The sequence below is a fragment of the Phyllobacterium ifriqiyense genome, assembly GCF_030817885.1.
GTDB classification, from domain to species: Bacteria; Pseudomonadota; Alphaproteobacteria; order Rhizobiales; family Rhizobiaceae; genus Phyllobacterium; species Phyllobacterium ifriqiyense.
In genome coordinates this window covers 1,754,270-1,779,632 of sequence record NZ_JAUSZT010000003.1, presented here as the reverse complement: position 1 = coordinate 1,779,632, position 25,363 = coordinate 1,754,270, and the positions used below count along the sequence as shown (strand labels likewise).

The following is a 25,363-nucleotide window of genomic DNA, read 5'->3' as shown; positions in this document are numbered from 1 at the left end:
CGGCAATTAAATAGATCACGGTCTTACAGTCCTTACGTTCTCCGACCAGACGCGCGCCTGTCAATTTGAAAATGCGCGCGCACGGGATTAAACAGAAGCTTAGGCAATAAAATTGCGCCAAAGCCGCTTTATCGACTTGAATTGCTGCCCATGATGGCTAAACCGTTGATAGATAGTGCAATAGCACCATGAGCTTTGGCTCACTGGCTGTAAATCGGAATACTCATGTTCTGGCTGAGACCGAGAAACCTTTTGGCGACAATCCTGCTATTGGCATTTATCGCCGGTGGGATACTCGTTGCCTTGCCCAGCCTTGTCAGCACGGATCTCATTCGCGAGCGTTTGGCTCAGGAAATCAGCAACTGGACTGGCTACAGCGTCGAAGCAAGTCAAGAGCCTCACATTTCCTTCTTTCCAACATTCACCGCGTCAATGGGCAATGTGACCATCCGCAACCCATGGGCTACGGAAGGCCAACCCTTCATGCAGGCAGAGCGGATCGAGGTTGATCTTTCCCTGCTCTCGGCATTGATGGGAAAAACCGAATTCACCGAGACCAAAATCATCAGGCCACGGTTTGTCCTCGATGAGCCAATTAAAAGCCTTGCAGATATTGGTGAAGCGCTTGCCAGGAGCGATGGGCGCATCGGCGATGTCGTGCGCGAGGCAAAGGCCGCTATCGTGGCGAACCCTGCCAAGCCGGATATGAGCACAGTGTCGTCGCAGCCATTCGGGCGTGTACGGCTGGAAGATGCAATGGTCACGTTCAAAAGGCCTATCAACGGCGCTGAAGAACAGATTTCAAGCATAAGCGGTGTTTTTGACTGGCCGCAGACATCTGGCATTGCCAGCTTTCAGGGCAAAGCAATCTGGCATGGCGAAGAGACTGAAATCGACAGCTCTGCCAGCAAGGCGCTGCTGCTTCTGGCGGGCGGGTCAAGCCCGATGCAGATCAATCTGAGTTCGACGCCATTGACCCTTTCTTTCAATGGCTCCGCCAATATTGCCAAGGACCGTTTTTTTGAAGGGACACTATCCCTCACCTCACCATCGCTGCGACGCACGCTCGAATGGTCCCGAATGGCGGAAATCCCGACGGCGCCCATTGGCAGCTTTACGCTTGATGCTTCCGTTACCGGCTCCTCTTCCCGTGTGAAACTGGATAATCTGACGGCCACGCTGAACGACAATCCGGCAAAGGGTGTGATCGAAATCACGCTGAATAACGCGGCAACGGGCACTCCGCTTGGTATCAATGGAACGCTGGCATTCGAGACGTTGGACCTTCGCTCGGTTTTCTCCGGCATCATGCCGCTGCCGGATGGCTCAGCCAATTCCGACGCTGAGATAAACACGGCCTTTCTTAAACAGCTCAATCTTGATCTGCGGGTTTCGGCGCAAAAGGCAACGGCGGGCAATGTCAGCCTGACAAAGGTGGCGGCGACTGCACAAGTGCGGAATGGCCGCGCCATATTTGACATTGGCGATGCCACTGCTTTTGACGGCTCGGTTGCCGGAAGCTTCCAACTTGCCGACGAACCTGAAGCCGGGACAACCGGGGAGTTGCGCTTGAATGGAACCGATGTAAACAGCGCTTCCATTGCCTCGCTGCTCGGACTTGGAAATCGCTTTGAGCTTGGCAAGGGCACCGTGTCACTGGTGCTGAAGGGGCCGATAACACGCTGGTCCACAGCCTTGAGCAGCGCCAAGGGCACGCTATCCATGCGCTTCGGCAATGGTCAAATCCGTAGTCTCGATCTCAATCGCTTGCTTAGCAAAGCAAAGACAGATCGATTTTTCAGCCTGAACGAAAAGACCGATGCATGGCTTAGTCTCGACAGGCTGGAGCTTAAGGCAAATATCATGGACGGAGTCGCGGCGCTCGAAACGGCGCAGATCCAGAACAAGCTTGGCACCTTTACCTTTGCAGGCATTGTAACGCTTGTGAGCAAGAGCCTGGCACTCACCGGTGACTTCGCAGCACCGATCGCTACGCCCGCGCCTGCGGAAGGCGCGCCGGCTGATGCGCCAAAGCCGGAACCTATGTTCAATCATACGCGGTTCTTCATCGGCGGCTCGTGGGACAATCCATTCATCTCGCCAATCATTTCACAATAATTCGCCTATCCCTCTGGTGGAGAGAGAAAGGTTCGCGCTTTTTTGCTGTTTACTTACGCTGCAAACAACAGCATTTCCTGCATCAATTCCGTGCGGCGGCCTGTTCATCGCGGGCGCGGTTGACCTCACGGCGCTTATTGGCAATCGAAGCGATGATTACTCCCACAGCAACAATGGCGATAAGGATCGTGCAGGCAGCATTGATCTCCGGTGTCACGCCAAGACGCACCTGCGAATAAATGCGCATCGGCAAGGTGGTTGCCCCTGGTCCAGAAGTGAAGCTGGAAATAACCAGATCATCAAGCGAGAGGGTGAAAGCAAGCATCCAGCCAGAGACGACAGCAGGAAGGATAACGGGCAATGTCACCTTGAAGAACGTCGTGACGGGCGTTGCGCCAAGGTCCATCGCCGCTTCTTCCAGCGAACGATCAAAGGTGACAAGGCGCGACTGAACCACCACGGCCACGAAGCACATGGAAAAAGTGATATGCGCGAGCGTGACTGTCAAAATGCCCCTGTCGAGACCGATGGCGACAAAGAGCAACAGCAGTGACAGACCTGTGATGACTTCAGGCATGACCAGCGGCGCATAGATCATCGCGGAAAAGAGCATGCGCCCCCGAAAGCGCGTGTAGCGGGTCATCGCCAACGCACCGAGCGTGCCAAGAATGGTAGCAAAGGTCGCCGAAATCAGGCCGACACGGATGGTAACCCAAGCCGCATCGATAAAGGCTTGGTTGTGGAAAAGCGATACATACCATTTGGTCGAGAAACCGGCCCAAACGGTGACGAGACGGGACTCGTTGAACGAATAGATCACCAGCAGAACGATGGGCAGATAAAGAAAGGCAAAGCCCAAAACCAGCGAAGCAATGTTAAAGCGGGACCAGGTTGTGTTCATTTTATTTCCCGCTTTCCTGGGCTTTGGCTTCGGACCGCTGGAACAGCACAATGGGCACGACCAGCAGCAAAAGCAGGACAACCGCAACCGCCGACGAGACAGGCCAATCGCGGTTTGAGAAGAATTCGCTCCACAATGTCTTGCCGATCATCAGCGTAGACGAGCCGCCCAAGAGATCAGGAATGACAAACTCGCCGGTAGCCGGAATGAAAACAAGGAAGCAACCGGCAATGACACCGGGCATTGAGAGTGGAAATGTGATCTTCCAGAACGCCATGAGCGGCGGGCATCCAAGATCTTCGGCAGCTTCAACCAACGAATAATCCATCTTTTCCAAAGCCGAATAAATCGGCAGGACGAGGAACGGCAGATAAGAATAGACGATACCGATGAAAATCGCCGTATTGGTGTTGAGAATATTCAGCGGGGTATCGATGACATTGGCCCACATCAGAAACTGATTGAGCAATCCTTCGGGCTTCAAAATGCCTATCCACGCATAAACGCGAATAAGAAAACTGGTCCAGAATGGAAGAATGACAAGCATAAGCAGAGTCGGGCGAACGCTTGCAGGCGCGCGCGCCATGCCATAGGCGATTGGATAGCCTATGATGAGTGTCAGAAGGGTTGAAACCGCCGCTATGAGCAGGCTGGAAATATAGGCCTTATAGTAAAGCGGATCCTCGACCAGCCAGATATAATTATCCCAGGAGAACTGCGATATGCTGTTGAAGACAGACCTGATACCCGCCGTAATATCAAGCACGGGCGTATAGGGCGGAATGGCCATCGCCACTTCGGACAGGGAAATCTTGAATACGATGAGGAATGGAACAAGAAAGAAGACGAGCAGCCACAGATAAGGGACGCTGATGACCAACCGGCTTGTGACGGATGCTATCAATTTTTGCATCGGATAGCCCTCCTCACGCGGTTAAAAGAATACCGGCATCGGTATCGAAATTGACCCAGACCATATCCTCATATCCAAGCGGGTCTTCCACCGTACGCACTGCATTCAGGCTTGCCGCCTTGATGATACGGCCATTTTCAAGCCGCACATGGAAAACTGTCATGTCACCGAAATAGGCAATGTCGTAAAGCTCGCCATAAGCGGTGTTAACTGAGGAGTTTGCAGGCTCCTTACGGCTGATTCTGATTTTCTCCGGCCGGATTGCGAAACCGACCGTTTGCCCGACAGAACAGTCGCGCGTCGCCTCCGTTCGGATCGTCATTTTATCGGTCGCAACGTCAATATCGATCTTGCCCTTTTCGACCGCCGCCGCCGTACCCTCGAACATATTCACATTGCCGATAAAGTCTGCGACAAATTTCGAATTAGGTGCTTCGTAAACTTCTGCAGGGGTCGCCACTTGCTTGACCTTGCCCTTGTCCATGACCGCGATGCGATCTGACATGGTCATTGCCTCTTCCTGATCATGCGTTACCACGACGAATGTCAGACCAAGCTTCATCTGCAGGTCCATGAGTTCGAACTGGGTTTCCTCGCGCAGCTTCTTGTCGAGTGCGCCCAGAGGCTCATCCAGAAGCAAAACCTTTGGCCGCTTGGCGACACAACGCGCCAAGGCAACGCGCTGGCGCTGCCCGCCAGAAAGCTGGTGCGGCTTGCGCTTGGCAAATTGTTCGAGCTTGACCAGTTTGAGCATCTCGGCAACGCGGGCTTCGATCTCGTTTTTGGGCATGCCATCCTGCTTGAGGCCAAAGGCGATATTGCCCTCGACTGTCATATGCGGAAACAGCGCATAGGACTGGAACATCATATTGACCGGACGCTTATACGGCGGAATGCCGCTCATATCCTGGCCATCAATCAAAATACGGCCCGATGTCGGTGTTTCAAAGCCAGCCAGCATGCGCAGCAGCGTTGACTTGCCGCAACCCGACGCGCCGAGCAGCGCAAAGAACTCACGATTGTAGATATTCAGGGAAAGATCGTCGACCGCGGTGAAATCGCCGAATCTCTTGGTAACGTTCTCGACAGCGATGAAGGGCTTTGCTTCCGGATCATTCCAGGGTGCAAATTTGCGGCGAAAACTTCCCAATGACTTCATAATATGCCCCGATATTCTGTCGCTTTTGTTAAAAGACCCCGGCAATGGCTGCCGGGGTCTTTGTTGATTATTGGCCTGTGACGACTTTGGTCCACAGGCGCGTCACCACACGCTGAATTTTGGTATCATAGGGTGTGACGGTAAACAGTTTCGACAGAACTTCAGGCGTTGGATAAATCGCCGGATCATCCATGATTTCCTTGCTGACGAATTCCTGCGAGGCCTTGTTGCCATTGGCATAGAAGACCACGTTGGAAGCCTTGGCGGCTACATCCGGACGCATCAGATAATTGATGAGCTCGTGTGCTTCGGCCACATGCGGCGCATCGGCAGGAATGGCCAGCACGTCGAACCACATTTGCGCAGCACCTGGAATGGAATAGCCGACTTCAACACCGGCCTTTGCTTCCGCTGCGCGGTCGCGGGCCTGGAAAATATCGCCCGAATAGCCGAGCGCAAGGCAAATATCGCCGTTGGCCAGTCCGTTAATATATTCTGACGAATGGAACTTGCGGATATTGGGGCGGGTCTTTTCCAGCAACTCGCCGGCCTTTGCCAGGTCGTCCGGGTTCTTGCTGTCAGGATCAAGACCAAGATAGGCAAGAACGGATGGCAGGACATCGGTTGCCGAGTCGAGAACATGAATGCCGCAATCCTTGAACTTGGCGGCCAGTTCCGGCTTGAACAATGCATCCCATGTCGGCGGCTCATCATTGCCCAGGATTTCCTTGGCTTTGGCTACGTTATAACCGAGGCCCGTGGTTCCCCACATCCAGTCAACCGCATATTCATTGCCGGGATCGTATTTCTGGACGCGCTCGGAGATGACGTCCCACATATTGGAGAGGTTTGGCAGCTTTGACTTGTCGAGCTTCTGAAATACCCCGGCAGCAATCTGGCGCTGGAGAAAGGAGGCTGTCGGAACAACAACATCATAGCCGGTTCCGCCTGCCAGAAGCTTGGTTTCCAGAATTTCGTTGGAGTCGAAGGTGTCATAGACGACCTTGATCCCTGTTTCCTTGGTAAAATCTTCAAGAGTGGTCCGGGTCAATATAGTCTGACCAGTTGTAGACATTAACGACGCGTTCCTGCGCCCACACGGATGTGGTCAGCCCCAGCGCAAGCGTTGCGGTTAACAATATTGTTTTGATACCCATTATTTTCTCCATACTGCCAGCACCTTCTACAATGCCGCTCGTTCCCAGATCGACGCTTTACTGTATCTTTGTGCATCCGCGAAGGTGCACCGCACAGGTAAGTTTCCCCTACCTTTTTAGATTGCGATGACTTCGTCAACTGGGATCGCGCAGGTCTTATGCAGAAAGTTGTTTGGGCATGAATTTTTTTGCATCAAACTCCGTGGTGTTACACACCTTTGCCCCGGAAAAACACAGAACGTATCAATGTAAAAAAGCGATTGAGCAACAGGGAAAGCCGGCTTGGTGGTCCACCGTACTTTTCATAAAACTCATCCTCCGACATCCGGCACCTTTGATTCCGGCTTATTAGCTGATGGGCCGTGCCCCACAACAGGTAAAAATCGCCACTCATATTTATCTCCAGTAAAAAACCGTTTGCACATGAGAGAAGAATGGGCAGATTAATGGCTGTTTTCTACGAGCAACGATGAAACAGGTTTTTCAAAAATGAAAAACGAGAATTGGGATGACCTGAAACTTTTCTTGCATGTTGCGCGCGAGGGTGGCTTAACCGGCGCATCGGAAAAAACCGGTGCAAGCCCGGCGACAATAGGACGGCGGCTATTGGCTTTGGAGCGCCAGATGGGGCGCAACTTTTTCATACGGCGGCAGACCGGATATTCGCTGACCAAGGACGGACAAGCGCTGCTCACACATGTTCTGGCGATGAACGAAGCCGCCCGGTCTATCGGCGCCTGGAATGAAGGCGTCAATGAGCTTCCGACGGTGCGTATTTCAGCTGGCAGCTGGATGTCGCATTTCATGGCGGTCAATCTGGCGCAGCTATGGACGCCTGACGACCCATTCCGTCTTTGTTTCAAGACGGCGGAAATCCGTCTTGATCTGGCGCATCGCGAAGCGGAAATCGGCATTCGCAACAGCTTTCCGGAAAGCAGCAATCTGGCGGCGCGACCGATTGGCGATGTTGCCTATGCACCCTACTGCGCCAGCCATTTCAACATGGTGCGTGACTGCAATTGGGTGGGGATCGGGGCTGATGACGCGGTCGCACCTTCTGCGCGCTGGCTGCTTGCTCAGACAGACCTATGGGTGACGATCTGGGCAAATAATCCGCGCATGCTGCATGATCTTCTGCGTAGCGGAGCTGGACGGGGAGTGCTGCCGTGCTTTGTCGGCGATACCGACCCTTCGCTGGTGCGGGCCGGCGAGGAGATCAAGCCGCTTTATCACCGACAATGGCTGGTGATGCATGATGATGACAGGCGGCGCCCGGAAATCCGCACCTTGGTCGAGCGGCTTGCGCAACTGATCGAAAAACAGCAGCCGCTGTTTCGTGGCCAAAGGCCGAGAGGATGATTACTGAAAATCAAACGCGCTCAACCCTGTGACCATTTCATCAAGGCCGAGCGGGCGTGTAACCGGTGGCTCGGCACGGGAAAGGCAGGCCGAGCGCTCGCACAGGCGGCAGGCGGGCCCGACAGGCGTGAGACCAACAAACTTGCCAAGAGGCGCGGCACTAATGCTGCGATTTCCCAGCGCGCTACCATAGACTGTCTCATCGGCAAAGCTGATGTCACATCCCAGCAGAAGTGCAGTACGACGCGGACGCTCATTGAAAGCGCCTTGCGGACCTTCGAGCGTGCGCGCGATGGTCAAAAACTCTGCACCATCCGGCATTTCCACCGCCTCAACCAATATTTGACCGGGCTGCGCAAAGGCCGAATGAATGGCAAGTTTGGGACAGTCGCCGCCAAAGCGCGATTGTGGAAAACCCTGCGCGCCCGCCCTGCGGAAACGGTTTCCCGCATGATCGACTTCGAGCATGAAAAAGGGAATGCTGTTACCAGGTGCGGCAAGCGTGGTGAGCCGGTTTGCCGCTTGTTCGAAGGAAACGGAGAAACGAGAGCGCAGCACATCAATGTCATATCTGGCGCGGGCAGCGGCGGTCTGGAACGCCTGATAGGGCATCATCAGCGCATGGGCGGCGTAGCGGCCAAATTCAAAGCGGGCGATACGGCGGGCTTCGTCGGATGAGAATTTGAGATCCTGAATTTCGGCGGCAATGACCACCTGCATGCGGATCAGCGCCGCCTCCATGGCCAGTTCACGCAATTGGTCGAAAGGCGACAGGCGCTCTGACAGAAACAGGCGCTGCGAGTGACGATCATAACGGCGGCGCCAGTTGGGCATGGTCGCGACCGGCAGGATGCGAACTGTGGTGCCATATTCGCTTTTCAGCCACGCCTTCAGCGCTCCTGAAAGATCATCCCCGGGCTTTATCAGACTGAGGAAGCTATCTACCTCTCCTTCAATGCGCGGGAAATAATTGGCGCGGCGCTCCATCACCTCGCGCACTTCATTGAGCGGCAGGCGCGTGCCGGAAAGCGATGGCGCCTGCCCGTCCTTGGCCAGAAGCGCCGAAAGATCCGACAGGCGCTCTTGCTGTTCGCGATAAGCGCGGTAGAGCTTGATCATGCCGGTGGCAGCATTGGGCGCAGCGTTGGAAATCTCGATCAGTTCCTGATCACCCGGCAGTTCTCCATTCAACAGCGGATCAGAAAATACCTCTTTCAGCGACGCCATGGACGAGCCGGTTTCAAGCTGCAGCGTATCCAGCTCGATCTTATAGGTGGAGGATAGCTTGAGCAGGAGCTGCACGGTGAGCGGACGTTGATTGCGCTCGATCAGATTGAGATAGGAAGGCGAAATGCCGAGCGCCTCGGCCATGGAGGTCTGCGTTAAACCTTGCTCATTGCGGATGCGCCTGATGCGCGGACCTGCGAAGATTTTCCCCTCAGCCATCACAACTCCCGCATTCTGTGACAATATTTACATTAAAGCGCTCTTTGCAGCCTATTACAACATTTACAGATTTACAATCGCGATCTGTAAATCCCATTACAAGATAACTCGATATATCGGCATAAAATGGCGATATTTCTCGCTTTCATCGCAGTGCAATGTAAATTTAGTCAAACAGAAGCGGCTATCTTGCTTCTGGTCGCCGTGAGTGTTTACATCTATTTTTGGAGACGACAATGACTGATTTTTACAACCTTGTACCGAATGCGCCAGCTGGCCGCTTTGACAATATTGAGCGTCCATATACCGCTGAAGACGTCAAGCGGCTGCGCGGTTCGGTTCAGATAAAGCACACGCTGGCGGAAAACGGCGCGAACCGGTTGTGGAAACTCATTCACGAGGAGGATTTCGTCAATGCGCTTGGCGCGCTCTCCGGCAATCAGGCCATGCAGATGGTTCGCGCCGGGCTGAAGGCGATCTATCTCTCGGGCTGGCAGGTTGCCGCAGATGCAAATACAGCCTCATCCATGTATCCGGACCAGTCGCTTTATCCGGCGAATGCGGCTCCCGAACTGGCAAAGCGCATCAACAAGACGTTGCAGCGTGCCGATCAAATCGAAACCGCTGAGGGCAAAGGTCTTTCGGTCGATACATGGTTTGCGCCGATCATCGCCGATGCGGAAGCAGGTTTTGGTGGCCCCCTGAATGCTTTTGAGATCATGAAAGCCTTTATCGAGGCAGGCGCGGCTGGCGTTCACTATGAAGATCAGCTCGCTTCGGAAAAGAAGTGCGGCCATCTTGGCGGCAAGGTTCTGATCCCGACAGCAGCGCATATTCGCAATCTCAATGCAGCGCGTCTGGCTGCGGACGTGATGGGTACGCCAACACTGGTTATTGCCCGCACGGATGCGGAAGCTGCAAAGCTGCTGACTTCAGATATTGACGAGCGCGATCAGCCTTTCGTTGATTATGATGCGGGGCGGACAACAGAAGGCTTTTATCAGGTCAAGAATGGCCTCGACTCCTGCATTGCCCGTGCTGTCGCCTATGCACCACATGCGGATCTTATCTGGTGCGAGACATCCAAGCCTGATCTGGAACAAGCACGACGCTTTGCCGAAGGTGTGCACAAGGAACATCCGGGCAAGCTACTGGCCTATAATTGTTCACCTTCCTTCAACTGGAAGAAGCATCTGGATGAAGCAACAATTGCCAAATTCCAGCGCGAACTCGGTGCGATGGGCTATAAATTCCAGTTTATTACGCTGGCCGGCTTCCATCAGCTGAACTTCGGCATGTTTGAACTGGCACGTGGCTACAAGGACCGGCAGATGTCCGCCTATTCGGAATTGCAAGAGGCTGAGTTTGCCGCTGAGGCAAATGGCTACACCGCCACCAAACACCAACGCGAAGTTGGCACAGGCTATTTTGATGCGGTTTCACTGGCGATCACAGGTGGCCAGTCTTCAACAACCGCAATGAAGGAATCAACGGAAACCGCGCAATTCCGCCCGGCTGCCGAATAGAGATAACAAGAGGAGAACGATCATGGCTTCCATTTCACGCGTAAAAGAACGGGCTGAGGAACAGGCTTCCTCCATGAATACAGACCAGCAGGCTGTTATTCGTATGGTTGCCAATGATCTCCATCGCCTCAACCAGTCTGTCATGAAGGCGGTTGATGCCGGGGTTTCGGTCGAGCTGGTCCGCTCTGCCCGTCATCATGGCGGCGATGGAAACTGGGGAGACCTTTTGATCCCCGTCGTTGTAACCCGGCAGTAAAGATCAGGACCGTAATTCTGATCGGTAAACCGGTTCCCACTTTTCCTGGAAATAAGCTTTGTCTACGCAATTCCGGACGGAAAACCGGTTCCCACTTTTCCTGGAATTGCTCTGCTGTGGCCTTCTCTGGTTTCGGTCTGGGGACCAGCACGGCAGCGCAGAACCGCCCGCGAGAAATTGCGGGCGGTTTTGTTTTAACGGTTTCCAAAACGCCTCACCTCGCCCGTCATTCTCTGGCTTGACCCGCGAACCCTAAGAACAGGAACGGCGCTATCAATGTGTGGATCCTCGGATCTCCGCGCCACTTGCCGTGAGAACGCCGAGAAAATTGAAGAAGTCGGACCAGATGACGGCAATCTCGGCGGGAAGCGAGTTTGTATAGATGACTGTCGCGACGGCATTGGCAGTGTCGTGGAAGCCGTTGACGAACTCAAAGCCCAATGCTGTGACCAGCGCCAACCCCAAAAGTATCCATGGCACAGCGACAGAGCTCGTCAGATCCTGCGTCAGCGACCAGCCCACGTAGAACATGCCGCCAATGAAAATGGCAACCACGGCATAATTGGGCAAATTTCCGAGCTTTCCGGGCTTTGCCAATGGGTGATCAACGCCCATTCCCATGTTGGTTGTATCGGGTCATCGTCATCATGAAAATTCCTCATCGAAATGACAAATCACTAGGACAATGGCATGAAGCTTTAATGACAATGGGTCTCATTTGCTCTATCGCTTTTTGAAGAAGAAAAACTCTGGAAACGCCCATGCATAAAGTCGTCATCAGCGGTACAGGCGTTTTCACGCCGGACCAGTCCATCAGCAATGCCGAACTTGTTGAGGCGTTCAACACTTATGCAACGCGGCAAAACGAGCTGTATGCGGGCGAAATCGCTGCTGGCACGCGCGATGCGATGACTATGTCAAACGAAGATTTCATTGTCCGCGCCTCGGGCATTGAAAATCGGTATGTGCTCAATAAATCGGGCATTCTGGATCCCGACATCATGCATCCCGTCCTGCCCGAACGCAGCGATGAAGATCTTTCCGTCATGGCGCAAATGGCCGTCCATGCTGCCACTCTGGCTTTAAAAAAGGCCGGGCGTGAAGCATCGGAAATTGACGCCGTCATTTGCGCGGCGTCGAACCATGAACGCGCCTATCCGGCGATCGCCATCGAAGTGCAGCAGGCCCTTGGTATTGAAGGCTTCGGTTTCGACATGAATGTGGCTTGCTCATCGGCAACATTCGGTATTCAGGCGGCCGCCGACATGATCCGCTCCGGCTCCGCTCGCGCAATTCTCATGGTCAATCCGGAAATTTGCTCGGCGCATCTCGAATGGCGCGATCGTGACTGCCATTTTATCTTTGGCGATGTTTGTACGGCAGTATTGCTCGAACGCGACGATCTGGCCACCGCAGAAGATCGTTTTGAGATCGTCTCAACGCGCTGTCTGACGCAGTTCTCCAACAATATCCGCAACAATAATGGCTTTCTGCGCCGTACACGCGAAGGTCACATGAGCGATCGCCGCGATATGCTTTTCAAGCAGGAGGGCCGCAAGGTTTTCAAACAGGTCGTGCCTATTGTTTCCGATCTTATCCTGACACATCTCGCCGATGAGAATATCGCGCCTGCGCATCTTTCACGCCTGTGGTTGCATCAGGCAAATAAGGGAATGAACGATTTGATCGGGGTGAAAGTGCTTGGCCGTGAGCCGGAACCTGGCGAACAGCCCAATATCTTGCAGGATTACGCCAATACATCATCGGCAGGCTCGATCATCGCATTTTCGAAATATTCCGATGACCTTGCGCCGGGAAGCCTTGGCGTTATCTGCTCATTTGGAGCGGGCTATTCCGTGGGCAGCGTGATTGTGCGGAAGATTTAGGCTACTCTTGTTGCAAAAGCACGTTAAATCCGGTCCACCAGAGCGTACCAGCTGAGCGCCAGAAACAGCATGGGCGAACGGAATGTTCGCCCACCCGGAAATGCCGGGACTTTGAGGTCTTCGAGAAGCTTCAGCCGGTCGCGATTGCCAGCAACAGTTTCCGCATAGAGCTTGCCGACGAAATTGGACAGCATGACGCCATGGCCCGAATAACCGCCGGCGGAAATCACATTGGGCATGACCTCCCGCACAAAAGGCTGGCGTGGCATGGTGATTCCAACCGATCCGCCCCAGGCTTGAGTCATCTCCACATTGGCAAGGGCTGGATAAATCTCGGCAATCTGCCGACGAATATGAGTGCTGATATCGAGCGGGTTATCGGCAGTATAGGCCTCCCGACCGCCGAACAGCAGGCGTCCATCTTTTGAGCGGCGGAAATAACGTACGACGAAGCGCGAATCGTCCACGCTTTCGCCACCCGGCAGCACCGGGCTATCGTCACCCAATGGCACTGTTGCGCCTATGAAGGAGCGTATCGGCATGACATGCGACGCGCTGATGGGTTCAAGGTTACCGCCATAGGCATTGACCGCGATCAAGGCCTTTGCCGCAGTGACGGTACCGGTCGCAGTGGTGACACGCACCTTGCCGTTCTCGGATTTAATGCCGGTAACCTTGGTGTTCTCATAGAGATGAGCGCCTGCCCTTGCCGCTGCGCTGGCGGTGCCGACAACAAGTTTCATCGGCTGGATATGCCCGGTTCCTTTGTCGTAAAGGCCGCCGAAATAGCGGTTGGAGCCCAGCCGTTCGGCAGTCTCATCGGCTTCCATATAGTGAATATGCGGATAATTGAATCGTGTCGTCATAAGCTCCGCATGTTCGCGGTAGCTCTTGAGGTAACGCTTCTTGTGCACAACGGACATCTGGCCGGGCACATATTCAATATCGATCTGATGGGTTTCAGCAAATTCCAGCAAATGGCTCTTTGCCTCTTCGGCAAGCTCGAACAGGGCTTTGGCGCGTTCAAAACCATATTGAGCCTCGAGCTCTTCCGCCCATGCACGCTGACCCGTACCAAGCTGGCCGCCATTACGCCCCGACGCCCCGTCGCCAAACCGGAACGCTTCCAGCAGTACAACATCAACACCTGAAGACGCCAGATGCACGGCTGCCGACAGGCCGGTGAATCCGCCGCCAATAATCACAACGTCAGCCGTGCGAGAGCCATCCAGAGGTGGATATTCCGTACGATCAGAAATCGTCGTTTCGTACCACGATATACCGGGCGAGATGGGAGACTGGTAAGCCATATATTGATGCAATCTTGTTCACTCTTGAGGCAAAAACGCCGTGCGTGGTTCGACGGAGCTCACCATGAGGAAGGTATTGCCCTGCAAGTTAATTGCCGAACAGTTTCAGCACCGCAATCAATCACTTCCCTCATGGTGGCCCCTCCCGAGCTTGTCGAATGGCGAACCACGCACGAAGATGCTGCTGCCAAACTCAAACGTTCAGCAGCAGAAATTCACGTTCCCAAGGACTGATAACCTCCATGAAGGTTTCGAACTCTGCACGTTTGATGGCGGCATAGGTGATCGCGAAAGACTCACCCAGCATGGCAATCAAATCCTTGTCCTGCTCGAACAGCAAGGTGGCCTCGATCAATCCGCGAGGCAACTCGATCAAATTGTCATTAACCGTCGTGGAAGCGGGTGCATCGGGCTCAATCCGGTTGTTCATACCGAGCAACCCGCAAGCAAGCGATGCTGCCAGCGCCAGATAGGGATTGGCATCGGAGGACGGAATACGATTTTCCACGCGACGCGCCGCCGGGTCGGAGCGCGGCACACGGAATGCCGTGGTGCGATTGTCATAGCCCCATTTGACGTTGACCGGTGCCGAAGCAGCCGGTGTCAGGCGGCGATAGGAATTCACATAGGGAGCAAACATGACCAGCGAAGCCGGAACGTGCTTCTGCATACCACCGATGAAATGCCTGAATGCTTCGCTTTCCGTGCCATCCGGATTGGAGAAGACATTGCGTCCGGTCTTCTTGTCGACGATGGACTGGTGGATATGCATGGCAGACCCCGGTTGTCCCTGAATGGGCTTGGCCATGAAAGTCGCATACATATCGTGCTTCAGCGCCGCTTCTCTGATCGTGCGCTTGAACAGGAAAACCTGATCGGCAAGTTCGACCGGATCGCCATGACGCAGGTTGATTTCCAGCTGCGCTGCACCTTCTTCATGGATCAATGTATCGATCTCAAGGCCCTGGCTCTCGGAGAAATGGTAGATGTCATCGATCAGTTCGTCGAATTCATTGACGCCCGCAATTGAATAGCCCTGTCCACCGCCGATAGCGCGGCCCGACCTGCCAACTGGCGGTGTCAGCGGATAGTCAGGATCGGGGTTTTTCTTGACGAGATAAAATTCGATTTCAGGCGCAACGACGGGCTTCAGCCCCTTCTTGTGATATGCCGCCACCACGCGCTTCAATACGTTGCGCGGCGTAAACTCGACCGCATGCCCATCCTTGTTTACCAGATCACAAATGACCTGAGCAGTAGGGTCGCTTTCCCATGGCACCTCTGACAGGGTGGAAAGGTCTGGCATCAGTTTGAGATCGCCATCATCTTCAGGATAGGCGAACCCATGGCCATCTTCCGGATAAGAACCGGAAATCGTCGCCATGAAAACAGCCGATGGCAGTGCAAGCGATGTGTTTGAAGTGAATTTCTTCGAGGGCATCATCTTGCCCCGCGCCACGCCAGCTTGATCGGGCGTGATGCATTCTATGTCTTCGATATCCCGCCAGGCCAGCCATTCGGCAGCTTCACGCCAGTTTTTTACTCCGCGTGTGGCTTTGACATAGGCAGGCGTACGCGGCCGCTTCGCTGAGGTTCGCGCGGATTTCTTTTCGGGAGTTTCGGAAGGCATCAATCACCAGGATTAGTTTCGGTGACAGGATGATAGCGCATAAAATAGGCCGATGGGAGGCTGGGCCCGAAAATTGTTTTAGCAAACTCGTGAAGGATGCGGCCACGCGAATATCTCGTCCGAAATACGCGCGTGGCCCTTCTAACTATTGCTTTGGCGCGTCCGCGCCTATGCTCACTTCAGCCCAAGCATCGAAATCGCGTTGCATTTCCGTGATTTTTTCGCGAGCGCCATCAAGGGCGATCTTGCCAAGCAACAGACGCAGCGGCGGATCGTTCGCCTCAACCGCCTTGACGATTGCCTGCACGGCTTTCACCGGATCGCCCGGCTGATTGCCGCTCGCTTCCCTGATCTGGCGCATACGCTCCCCGGCAGAGGGGCGATAATCTTCGATGGTTTCCGACGCTTCATTGGCAGAACGACCGGCCCAATCGGTGCGGAATCCGCTCGGCTCTACGATCAGCACCTTGATGCCAAGATGCGCGACTTCCTTGGAGAGCGCCTCCGACAATCCCTCGACAGCAAACTTTGTCGCATTATAAAAACCGACCGCCGGAAAGCCCCTTAATCCGCCAATCGAGGAGATATTGACCACGGTGCCGGAGCGTTGCTTGCGCATGCCCGGCAGAGCAGCGCGGGTCATGTCCATAAGACCCCAGATATTGATGTCGAACATCTTGCGCGCTTCGGCCAGATCGCTTTCTTCGAGAGAGCCAAAATAGCCGATGCCCGCATTGTTCACCAACACATCTATGCGTCCGAAGCGCGCTTCGGCAGCCTTGACCGCAGCGGCGACTTCTTCCGGCTTGGTGACATCAAGCTTCAGGACAAGAGCATTGTCTTCGTGACCCTTGGCGATATCTTCGACCTGCGCGGGGTTGCGGGCGGTGACAACAGTCGGATAACCGAGCGACAATGTATATTGGGCGAGCTCGCGGCCAAAGCCGGTTGAACAACCAGTGATGAACCAGACAGGTTTCGATGTCATGATGATATCCTTGAAAAAGCATAACGCCAGAGCGGCAGCTTGGCCGGGCAGCGCTTATTAAAGGGGGAATACATCAAAGATGTAGACCCCTATCTCATTGATTCAAGGGTAAACCCCACTTTTATATGCAACGCCCGCCGTCGACCTCGAGCGCAACGCCTGTGATGAACTGGGCTTCGTCGGAAGCCAGATAGAGCGCTGCATTGGCAACATCGAGAGGTACAGACAGACGGCCGAGAGGAATGGTGGCCTTGAATTGCGCCCGGCGTTCTGGCGTATCCTCACCGAGAAACAGCCCGAGCATGGGTGTTTCGCCTGCCGCAGGACAGAGGCAATTGACGCGAATATTCTTCGGGCCAAGCTCGACGGCCATGGATTTTGTAACGCTGATGGCCCAGCCTTTTGAGGCATTGTACCAGGTTAGACCCGGACGCGGGCGCAAGCCAGCAGTCGAAGCTGTCGTGATGATCGATCCACTGCCCTGTCGCTCCATGATCGGCACAACAGCAAGAGCGGTATAATAAATGGCCTTCATGTTGATCGCGGCGATGAGATCATATGTATCTTCATCTACGCCAAGCATGGACCCGTTTCGGTGGGAATAACCGGCATTATTGACCATGATGTCAATGCGACCGAACTTGTCCATGGTGGTCTGCACCATGGCGTCAATTTCTTCCTTGCGCGTCACATCCGTATGCACGGCAAGAGCGTTTTCACCGATGGATTGAGCGACGGCCTCCGCTCCGACAAGATTTAAATCAGCAACAACGACATTGGCGCCCTCCTCGGCAAAACGGCGCGCCATTGCCTCGCCAAATCCTGATGCCGCACCGGTAATGATCGCTGTTTTGCCTGCCAATCGGGCCATGTTCTATCCTCCATCTACTGTGATTTGTTTTATGGGATTCAATCGTGGCGGAAAACGATCGTCTTGGTTGCAGACATATCGTAAAGCGCCTCAAATCCCTTTTCGCGGCCATGGCCGGAACGCTTGAAACCGCCGAAAGGCAGCTCCACGCCACCGCCAGCGCCATAGGAATTGACGTAGACTTGCCCTGCACGCACGCGCTTGGCCACACGATGCTGACGCGCACCGTCACTGGTCCAGACCCCCGCGACAAGCCCATATTCAGTGCTGTTGGCGAGGCGAATTGCTTCCTCCTCATCATTGAAGGAAAAAAGCGAAAGTACGGGGCCGAATACCTCTTCTTGCGCCAGAACTGCCGCCGGATCGACCGCACCGAACAGAACCGGCGCGACGTAGAAACCGGAGAGAGGCGCATCCACATGGATTGAGCCGCGCGCCACGACCTCAATCCCGGCTTCGGCAGCGGCTGTTATATAATTTTCCACGCGGCGCTTTTGCGCTGCATTGATCATGGGTCCAAGGTCGAGATCCGCGTCATGTGGCCCGGCGACAAGATTGTTGAACCTTGCCGCCAACTCTCCCGCCACTTCATTATATATAGAATGCTCAATGAGAATGCGGCTTCCTGCCGAGCACGTCTGGCCGCCATTCTGAATGATGGCATTGACGAGGACCGGAAGGGCCTTGCCAATATCGGCATCGGCGAAAACAATTTGCGGTGATTTACCACCAAGCTCCATCGTTACACCGCGATTATTGGTGGCCGCCGCCTGCTGGATCGCAGTGCCAGTCACGGGTGAGCCGGTAAAAGTGACGTAATCAACGCCGGGATGGGCGGACAAGGCCGCTCCTGCTTCACCCCCAAACCCGGTGATGATATTGAGCACGCCGTCTGGAAACCCCGCTTCAATGGCGAGTTCGCCGATGCGGATGGTGGATAGCGAGGCATCTTCGGCGGGTTTGATCACCAGCGTATTGCCCATGGCAAGCGCTGCGCCAACAACGCGCGCCATGATTTGCATCGGATAGTTCCATGGGGTGATACCGGCAACAACGCCGTGCGGCTCGCGTAATGTCAGGGCCGTGTAGCCATCCAAAAAAGGTATCGTATCGCCGTGAATCTTGTCGGCTGCACCGCCATAAAACTCGTAATAGCGTATCGTTGCAGCAACGTCAGCCTTGCCCTGTCTTATCGGTTTTCCGGTATCGCGCGCCTCAAGGGCAGCGAGTTCATCACCATGTTCTTCTACGAGCTGCCCAAGACGCGTCAGCAAGCGCCCGCGCTCAAAGGCAGGCATATGCGACCAGGCTCCCTCTTCAAAAGCCAGCCGGGCCGCGCTGACAGCGCGATCCACATCGGTTGCGTCGCAAGCGGGGATAGTGGCGAAATCCGACCCGTCCGAAGGGCATGCCACAGCTATGGTTTTTCCCGTGACTGCGCCGACACGTCTGCCATTGATGATGTTCAGGAAATTCTTATCCTGTGCGATAATTCGCGAGAGATTCTGTAACATGGCTGTTTCCCGTTCGTGATAGTCGTACCGGAACTTCAGCGGATTGGAAATGCAATTTGACGCAGTTTGCGCTAAAGGACTGGTCATTTTAAATCGATTAGATTATAGAAACCATGCGCTTCGGAGCTACACTTTGTGTTGCGCAATTCAGGCATAGCGAGACTCTATTCATGACAAGTCAGATTATCCCGGTTGAACCATTTGATTGCATTGTTTTTGGCGGAACCGGCGATCTTGCCGAACGCAAGCTGATCCCGGCGCTTTATCAGCGCCAGCGGGATGGCCAGCTTTCCGAACCAACCCGTATTATCGGTGCGTCACGTTCAGCCATGTCGACTGAGGATTATCGCAAGTTTGCCCAGGCTGCGATCAAGGAATTCGTCAAGGCTGATGAATATGACAAAGCGCAGGTGGAGCAATTTCTCCAGCGCATCAGCTATGTCGCGGTTGACGCGACCTCGGATGCCGGATGGGAAGAGCTGAAGAACGAAATCGGCAATGACTCCAAGCGCATCCGCGCTTTCTACCTCGCGGTCAGCCCTTCGCTTTTCGGTGATATCGCCAGCCGTTTGAAGAGCTACAAGCTCGTTACCGACCACACGCGCATCATCGTTGAAAAGCCTATCGGCCGCGACCTCGATAGCGCCATCGCGCTCAATGACACAATCGGCCATGTGTTCAGCGAACAGCAAATCTTCCGTATCGATCATTATCTCGGCAAGGAAACCGTGCAGAACCTCATGGCGCTGCGCTTTGCCAATGCGTTTTACGAGCCGCTATGGAATTCCGCCCATATTGATCACGTTCAGATCACTGTTGCCGAGCAGGTGGGTCTTGAAGGCCGTGCCGGTTACTATGACAAGGCCGGTGCGCTGCGCGACATGGTGCAGAACCACATCATGCAGCTCCTGTGTCTTGTCGCAATGGAACCGCCCGCATCCATGGATGCCGATGCCGTTCGCGATGAAAAGCTGAAAGTGCTGCGCTCGCTGAGCCCCATCACCTCGAAAAACGCCGAAGAACTGACCGTACGCGGCCAATACCGTGCCGGTGCTTCATCGGGCGGCGCCGTCAAAGGCTATCTCGACGAACTTGGCTCTCCAAGCAGCACGGAAACATTTGTCGCCATCAAAGCGGAAATTGCCAATTGGCGCTGGGCTGGTGTGCCGTTCTACCTTCGCACCGGCAAGCGTCTCGGCGCGCGCGCATCGGAGATCGTCGTTTCGTTCAAGCCAATTCCTCATTCCATTTTTGGCGAGACAGCCGGACGCATTGTTGCCAACCAACTCGTCATCCGCCTGCAGCCGGATGAAGGCGTGAAGCAGTGGATGATGATCAAGGATCCGGGTCCGGGCGGCATGCGCCTGCGTCACGTTCCGCTGGATATGAGTTTTGCCGAATCGTTCAAGGTTCGCAGCCCTGACGCATATGAGCGGCTGCTGATGGATGTTGTTCGCGGCAATCAGACATTGTTCATGCGCCGTGACGAAGTGGTTGCGGCCTGGCGCTGGATCGACCCTATTCTCAAAGCCTGGGCCGAGACCGAGCAGGTGCCTTCTGGCTATACCGCCGGAACATGGGGCCCCTCATCCGCTATTGCACTTATTGAGCGTGATGGCCGCACATGGCACGAGCCGGAATAGGGCGCAATTCCATGGCGACAGACGAACGATTGAACAGTTTTGAGAATGGCGACGCTCTGGCCGAGGCTTTGGCAACGACTGTTGCGGGCCACCTGCTGGCGGGCTGCGAGGCAAATGGCAAGGCCGTGCTGGCTGTCTCTGGCGGGACGACACCTGCCCGCTTTTTCAAGGCTTTATCGCTCAAGGATTTACCGTGGAACACGATCACGATAACGTTGGTGGACGAGCGCTTTGTGCCGCCCACCAGCGAGCGCTCGAACGAACGTCTGGTGCGCGAAGCGCTTTTGCAAAATGCGGCAGCTGGCGCAAATTTTGTCGGGCTGTATCACGAAGCTGTTGACGCGCATCAAGGCGCGAAAATGGCGGCCGCTGAAATTGCCAGGCTCGGACAACCTTTCGATGTGGTAGTGCTTGGCATGGGCGGTGATGGCCATACGGCGTCATTTTTTCCCGGCGGCGACAATTTGAAAGCAGCAATTTCCAAAGATGAGAAAGCTTTGGTTTTGCCAATGTCCGCAGAAAATGCAGGCGAGCCGAGATTAACGCTGACACTGCCTGTCATCATAGCCGCGCGTTTCATCGCGTTGCACATTGAAGGTGCCGGCAAGATGACCACGCTGGAAGCAGCACTTGGCGAGGGTGAGGTCGAGGACATGCCTATCCGCGCCGTGCTATCCTCTCAGCCGATTGATCTTGAGATTTTCTGGGCGCCGTAAACGCCCGGATGCGTGATCGCCGGGAGGCTCCCAAACTCACCGGCAGACGCTACAAGGAGAGAACACATGACCGTCATGCAACGGGTGAAAAGCATTACAAATCGCATCCGCGAACAGTCAAAGCCAACGCGTGATGTGTATCTCGATCATTTGCGTGAGGCCGCATCGCGCAAGCCAAAGCGCTCCGCTCTTGCCTGCGCCAATCTCGCCCATGGTTTTGCCGCATGCAGCCCTTCCGACAAGGCGGCGCTTGCGGGCGATGTGGTGCCAAACTTAGGCATTATCACTTCGTATAATGATATGCTTTCCGCGCATCAGCCATTCGAGACTTATCCGAACCTGATCAAGCAGGCAGCAAAGGAAGCAGGCGGCGTGGCGCAGGTTGCGGGCGGCGTGCCTGCCATGTGCGATGGCGTGACACAGGGCCAGCCCGGCATGGAATTGTCGCTGTTCTCCCGCGATGTCATCGCCATGGCGACAGCCATCGGCCTATCGCATGATATGTTCGACGCGGCGGTCTATCTTGGTGTTTGCGACAAGATTGTTCCGGGTCTGGTCATCGGTGCGCTGACTTTCGGTCATTTGCCAGCCGTGTTCATACCTGCGGGCCCCATGACCACTGGACTACCGAATGATGAGAAGGCCAAAACACGCCAGCTCTACGCGGAAGGCAAGGTCGGGCGCGACGAATTGCTTGAATCGGAGTCAAAATCTTATCATGGTCCCGGTACCTGCACCTTCTATGGCACTGCAAATTCCAACCAGATGCTGATGGAGATCATGGGCCTGCATATGCCCGGCTCATCTTTCATCAATCCGGGCACGCCCTTGCGTGATGCGCTGACGCGTGAAGCCGCCAAGCGCGCACTTGCAATCACCGCGCTCGGCAATGAATTCACGCCTGTCGGCGAAATGATCGACGAGCGTACTATCGTCAATGGCGTTGTCGGTCTGCATGCAACCGGCGGCTCAACCAACCACACGATGCATCTGGTCGCAATGGCGGCCGCCGCTGGCATCAAACTCACATGGCAGGACATTTCCGACCTTTCCGATGTGGTGCCACTCTTGGCACGCGTCTATCCGAATGGTCTTGCCGATGTAAACCATTTCCACGCGGCGGGCGGCATGGGCTACATCATCCGCGAATTGCTTGATGGCGGCTTATTGCATGAGGATGTCAAGACAGTCTGGGGCGGCAGCGATGGCTTGCGCGCTTATACAATCGAACCCGCGCTTGGCGAAAACGGTACTGTGGTTCGCAATCCTACGCCAGCCGAAAGCGCCGACAAAAAAGTGCTCTCGACCTGCGTAGAACCGTTTCAGGTGACTGGCGGACTGAAGATGCTCAAGGGCAATCTTGGCACTGCCGTTATCAAAACTTCCGCAGTCAAAGCCGACCGCCATATTATTGAAGCACCGGCTTTGGTCTTTGACAGCCAGGCGGCGCTGCAGGATGCCTTCAAGGCCGGAAAACTTAATCGCGATTTCGTAGCCATTGTGCGTTTCCAGGGTCCGCGTGCCAATGGCATGCCGGAACTGCATAAATTGACCCCTGCCCTTGGCGTATTGCAAGATCGCGGTCACATGGTTGCGCTTGTTACTGATGGCCGTATGTCCGGTGCATCGGGCAAGGTGCCAGCCGCTATTCATGTCACGCCAGAGGCTCTGGACGGCGGCATCATCGGCAAAATACGCGATGGCGACATTGTGCGGCTAGACGCTGAGATCGGCACGCTTGACGTGTTGGAAGACCCGGCAGTGCTGGCGGCGCGTCCGGAGCCGGTCGTCGATATCAGCCATAACAGCTATGGAATGGGACGGGAACTCTTTGCTTCCTTCCGCAATGTCGTAGGCCGCGCGGATGCAGGCGCATCGGTGTTTGGACTTTAGGGTCAGCACGTGCCTATCCTGACCAAGGATGCTGGTTTCGCACTTACCGATATCAAAACAATCGGGCCGGCGAAAAATCAGTAATTGGTACGGCGCTCGTCGGAAGGTGAGCGCCCGAATTGCGCGCGATAGCTTTGGGCAAAATAAGAATGTGATGTGAAGCCGGTGGCCAGCGCTACATCCAGAATGGGCGAGTGGGTTTGCCGCAAAAGCTCGCGCGCGCGCTCAAGGCGCAGGCTCATATAGTAGCGTCCAGGCGTCATATTGAGATGACGCAGGAAGAGCCGCTCTACCTGACGAACGGACAATCCAACGGCCTTGGCCAACCGCACGGCAGATTTCGGCTGCTCCAGATTATCGGCCATGATCTCGACGATCTTGCGCAATTTCTCCGATTTGCCGGTGAGATCGCGCTCAGGGCCGATGCGCTGTCGGTCTGTTTGAGAGCGAATACGCTCATGATGAAACTGGTTGGCCACCTCATTGGCAAGGGCCGGGCTGAAATCCTGCTTGATGATTTCCAGCATCAGATCGATCGATGTTGTGCCGCCTGCACATGTATAGCGCTTGCGGTCAATCTCAAAGACATTTCCCGTGCATTCAATCTGCGGAAAACGCTCCTGAAAACCAGCCCGGTTTTCCCAGTGAATGGTGCAACGATGCCCTTCCAATTGGCCCGCCTCAGCAAGGATATAGCTGCCAATATTCAAACCGCCCAATGAGGCGCCGCGTCGTCCAAGATTGCGTAATGTCGCGATGACTTTCGGCTTGTCTTCAAATTCGGTCGTCAATCCGGCACAGATGAAAAATATGTCGGCCGAGGGCAGATCAGCAAGCGCATATTCCACATTGATCTGAAGACCATTGGATGCAGTTACAGCTGCTCCGGTCGCCGATACAGTGATCCACGAATAAAAGGTCTCTTCGGACATGCGATTGGCCGTGCGCATTGTATCGATAGCAGCCGCAAGGCTGAACATCGGAAATTTGTCAACGAGCAGAAAGGCGAAGGTTCTGCCGACCTTGATTGTTTCGGCCATACGGTGTTGTAACGAGATTCCCTATTTGAGCAAATGGATCAGAAGCGCGGCGGCGTTTTTCCAGCCGAGCGATAGGCGGCGACAAGCGTATTTGCCATAAGCATGGCGATTGTCATGGGACCAACGCCACCGGGCACCGGGGTGACCGCCGCAGCAACCGTCGCAGCATCGGCAAAATCCACATCGCCCACAAGCCGTGTCTTTCCTTCGCCTCGCTCAGGAGCTGGAATACGATTGATGCCAACGTCAATGATCGTCGCTCCGGGCTTTACCCAATCGGCCTTGATCATTTGCGGCCTGCCCACTGCGGCCACCAGGATATCAGCTGTGCGGCAGAGTGCGGCCAGATCTTTCGTTTTGCTATGGGCGATAGTGACTGTCGCATTATGTGCAAGAAGCAAATTGAACATGGGCTTGCCAACAATATTGGAGCGGCCAACCACCACAGCATTCAAGCCGGAAAGATCGCGCCCGAGAACCCGATCGATCAACAGCATCGAGCCAGCAGGCGTGCAGGGAACAAACGCAGTGTCGAGTTCGCCGGTGCCCAATTTTCCGACATTGATAAAATGGAAACCATCGACGTCCTTGTCCGGCGATATCGTCTGGATAATGCGGCCCGAATCAATGTGCTTGGGCAAAGGGAGCTGTACCAGAATGCCGTGGATCAGCGGATCAGCATTGAGCTTCTCTACCAGCGTAACAAGGTCTTCCTCGGAGGTTTCCGCAGGCAAGGTATGTTGCTCGGAATGAAACCCGCATTCGCGCGCCTTTTTGCCCTTGGATGCAACATAAACCTGACTGGCAGGATCTTCGCCGACGATGACAACGGCGATCCCCGGTGTGATACCCGTGCCCTCAATCAGCTTGGCGGCAGATAGCTTGACCTTCGAAACCACATCCTCGGCAATCTCCTTGCCATTGATTGTCACTGCCATGTGCTGCTCCTGAAACTCTTACTTCGCGGATTGAGCGTCATTCTCTTGATTTTACGCCCAAACAATACCGTCAGAACGGCGTTCCCTGACGCAATAGCG

At 54.8% G+C, this 25,363-nt stretch carries 19 protein-coding genes and 2 pseudogenes; 8 read left to right on the top strand and 13 right to left on the bottom strand.

Going from position 1 to position 25,363, the window contains the following annotated elements:
* Positions 1-225 precede the first annotated feature (225 nt).
* Positions 226-2,118 (top strand): AsmA family protein, encoded by a 1,893-nt coding sequence (locus QFZ34_RS16300; RefSeq protein ID WP_307282886.1) that lies wholly within the window; start codon positions 226-228, stop codon positions 2,116-2,118.
* Positions 2,119-2,200: 82 nt separating this feature from the next.
* Here the strand turns inward: QFZ34_RS16300 and QFZ34_RS16295 are convergent, their stop codons facing one another.
* The 4 genes and pseudogenes from QFZ34_RS16295 to QFZ34_RS16280 form a co-directional block, all read right to left on the bottom strand.
* Positions 2,201-3,019: an ABC transporter permease subunit gene (locus QFZ34_RS16295; protein ID WP_115055256.1), complete on the bottom strand. Its 819-nt coding sequence runs from the start codon at positions 3,017-3,019 to the stop codon at positions 2,201-2,203.
* Position 3,020: 1 nt separating this feature from the next.
* Complete coding sequence (locus QFZ34_RS16290) at positions 3,021-3,932, bottom strand: ABC transporter permease subunit (protein WP_307282883.1); 912 nt, start codon at positions 3,930-3,932, stop codon at positions 3,021-3,023.
* Positions 3,933-3,945: 13 nt separating this feature from the next.
* Positions 3,946-5,091, bottom strand: a complete 1,146-nt coding sequence (locus tag QFZ34_RS16285) for an ABC transporter ATP-binding protein (protein ID WP_115055258.1) — start codon at positions 5,089-5,091, stop codon at positions 3,946-3,948.
* Between the two features lie 67 nt (positions 5,092-5,158).
* Positions 5,159-6,248 (bottom strand): annotated as a pseudogene (locus tag QFZ34_RS16280) (polyamine ABC transporter substrate-binding protein).
* 489 nt (positions 6,249-6,737) lie between these two features.
* Here QFZ34_RS16280 and QFZ34_RS16275 point away from each other — a divergent pair.
* Positions 6,738-7,607, top strand: a complete 870-nt coding sequence (locus QFZ34_RS16275; protein ID WP_115051247.1) for a LysR family transcriptional regulator — start codon at positions 6,738-6,740, stop codon at positions 7,605-7,607.
* Here QFZ34_RS16275 and QFZ34_RS16270 read toward each other — a convergent pair whose 3' ends face one another.
* Positions 7,608-9,053 (bottom strand): helix-turn-helix domain-containing protein, encoded by a 1,446-nt coding sequence (locus QFZ34_RS16270; RefSeq protein WP_307282876.1) that lies wholly within the window; start codon positions 9,051-9,053, stop codon positions 7,608-7,610.
* A 236-nt stretch (positions 9,054-9,289) separates the two neighbouring features.
* Here QFZ34_RS16270 and aceA point away from each other — a divergent pair, with 236 nt between their 5' ends.
* Together aceA and QFZ34_RS16260 are read left to right on the top strand one after the other, a co-directional pair.
* Entirely contained in the window at positions 9,290-10,579 is a 1,290-nt protein-coding gene (aceA, locus tag QFZ34_RS16265) for an isocitrate lyase (RefSeq protein ID WP_115051249.1), read from the top strand.
* Positions 10,580-10,601: 22 nt separating this feature from the next.
* On the top strand, positions 10,602-10,835 hold the full coding sequence (locus QFZ34_RS16260; protein WP_115051250.1) for an SMc00767 family acetate metabolism repressor: 234 nt from the start codon (positions 10,602-10,604) through the stop codon (positions 10,833-10,835).
* Positions 10,836-11,132: 297 nt separating this feature from the next.
* On the opposite strand, the pseudogene QFZ34_RS16255 reads toward QFZ34_RS16260, so the two are convergent.
* Positions 11,133-11,456, bottom strand: a pseudogene (locus tag QFZ34_RS16255) (inorganic phosphate transporter); the annotation flags it as partial.
* A 140-nt stretch (positions 11,457-11,596) separates the two neighbouring features.
* Here QFZ34_RS16255 and QFZ34_RS16250 point away from each other — a divergent pair.
* Positions 11,597-12,721 (top strand): beta-ketoacyl-ACP synthase III, encoded by a 1,125-nt coding sequence (locus QFZ34_RS16250; protein ID WP_307282871.1) that lies wholly within the window; start codon positions 11,597-11,599, stop codon positions 12,719-12,721.
* Positions 12,722-12,744: 23 nt separating this feature from the next.
* Here QFZ34_RS16250 and QFZ34_RS16245 read toward each other — a convergent pair whose 3' ends face one another.
* The 5 genes from QFZ34_RS16245 to QFZ34_RS16225 all read right to left on the bottom strand — a co-directional run bounded on the left by QFZ34_RS16245 (position 12,745) and on the right by QFZ34_RS16225 (position 19,034).
* Positions 12,745-14,031: an NAD(P)/FAD-dependent oxidoreductase gene (locus tag QFZ34_RS16245; protein WP_307282868.1), complete on the bottom strand. Its 1,287-nt coding sequence runs from the start codon at positions 14,029-14,031 to the stop codon at positions 12,745-12,747.
* Between the two features lie 193 nt (positions 14,032-14,224).
* Positions 14,225-15,661: a glutamine synthetase family protein gene (locus QFZ34_RS16240; protein ID WP_115051253.1), complete on the bottom strand. Its 1,437-nt coding sequence runs from the start codon at positions 15,659-15,661 to the stop codon at positions 14,225-14,227.
* A gap of 145 nt (positions 15,662-15,806) precedes the next feature.
* On the bottom strand, positions 15,807-16,649 hold the full coding sequence (locus QFZ34_RS16235; protein WP_115051254.1) for an oxidoreductase: 843 nt from the start codon (positions 16,647-16,649) through the stop codon (positions 15,807-15,809).
* A 121-nt stretch (positions 16,650-16,770) separates the two neighbouring features.
* A complete protein-coding gene (locus QFZ34_RS16230) occupies positions 16,771-17,520 on the bottom strand; it encodes an SDR family oxidoreductase (RefSeq protein WP_307282860.1) in 750 nt (249 codons plus the stop codon).
* 38 nt (positions 17,521-17,558) lie between these two features.
* Positions 17,559-19,034, bottom strand: coding sequence for an aldehyde dehydrogenase family protein (locus tag QFZ34_RS16225; RefSeq protein ID WP_307282857.1), 1,476 nt, complete (start codon positions 19,032-19,034; stop codon positions 17,559-17,561).
* 170 nt (positions 19,035-19,204) lie between these two features.
* On the opposite strand from QFZ34_RS16225, the gene zwf reads away from it, so the two are divergent.
* The 3 genes from zwf to edd all read left to right on the top strand — a co-directional run bounded on the left by zwf (position 19,205) and on the right by edd (position 23,286).
* A complete protein-coding gene (gene zwf, locus QFZ34_RS16220; RefSeq protein WP_115051257.1) occupies positions 19,205-20,677 on the top strand; it encodes a glucose-6-phosphate dehydrogenase in 1,473 nt (490 codons plus the stop codon).
* Complete coding sequence (gene pgl, locus QFZ34_RS16215; RefSeq protein ID WP_307282852.1) at positions 20,659-21,393, top strand: 6-phosphogluconolactonase; 735 nt, start codon at positions 20,659-20,661, stop codon at positions 21,391-21,393. The genes zwf and pgl overlap by 19 nt, the downstream gene beginning before the upstream one ends.
* 66 nt (positions 21,394-21,459) lie before the next feature.
* Positions 21,460-23,286, top strand: coding sequence for a phosphogluconate dehydratase (gene edd / locus QFZ34_RS16210; protein WP_307282848.1), 1,827 nt, complete (start codon positions 21,460-21,462; stop codon positions 23,284-23,286).
* A gap of 77 nt (positions 23,287-23,363) precedes the next feature.
* On the opposite strand, the gene QFZ34_RS16205 is transcribed toward edd, so the two are convergent.
* The gene (locus tag QFZ34_RS16205) at positions 23,364-24,326 is read right to left on the bottom strand and encodes a GlxA family transcriptional regulator (RefSeq protein ID WP_115051260.1); all 963 of its coding nucleotides are present in this window, start codon (positions 24,324-24,326) and stop codon (positions 23,364-23,366) included.
* Positions 24,327-24,364: 38 nt separating this feature from the next.
* Positions 24,365-25,264, bottom strand: a complete 900-nt coding sequence (gene folD / locus QFZ34_RS16200; RefSeq protein ID WP_115051261.1) for a bifunctional methylenetetrahydrofolate dehydrogenase/methenyltetrahydrofolate cyclohydrolase FolD — start codon at positions 25,262-25,264, stop codon at positions 24,365-24,367.
* Positions 25,265-25,363 lie beyond the last annotated feature (99 nt).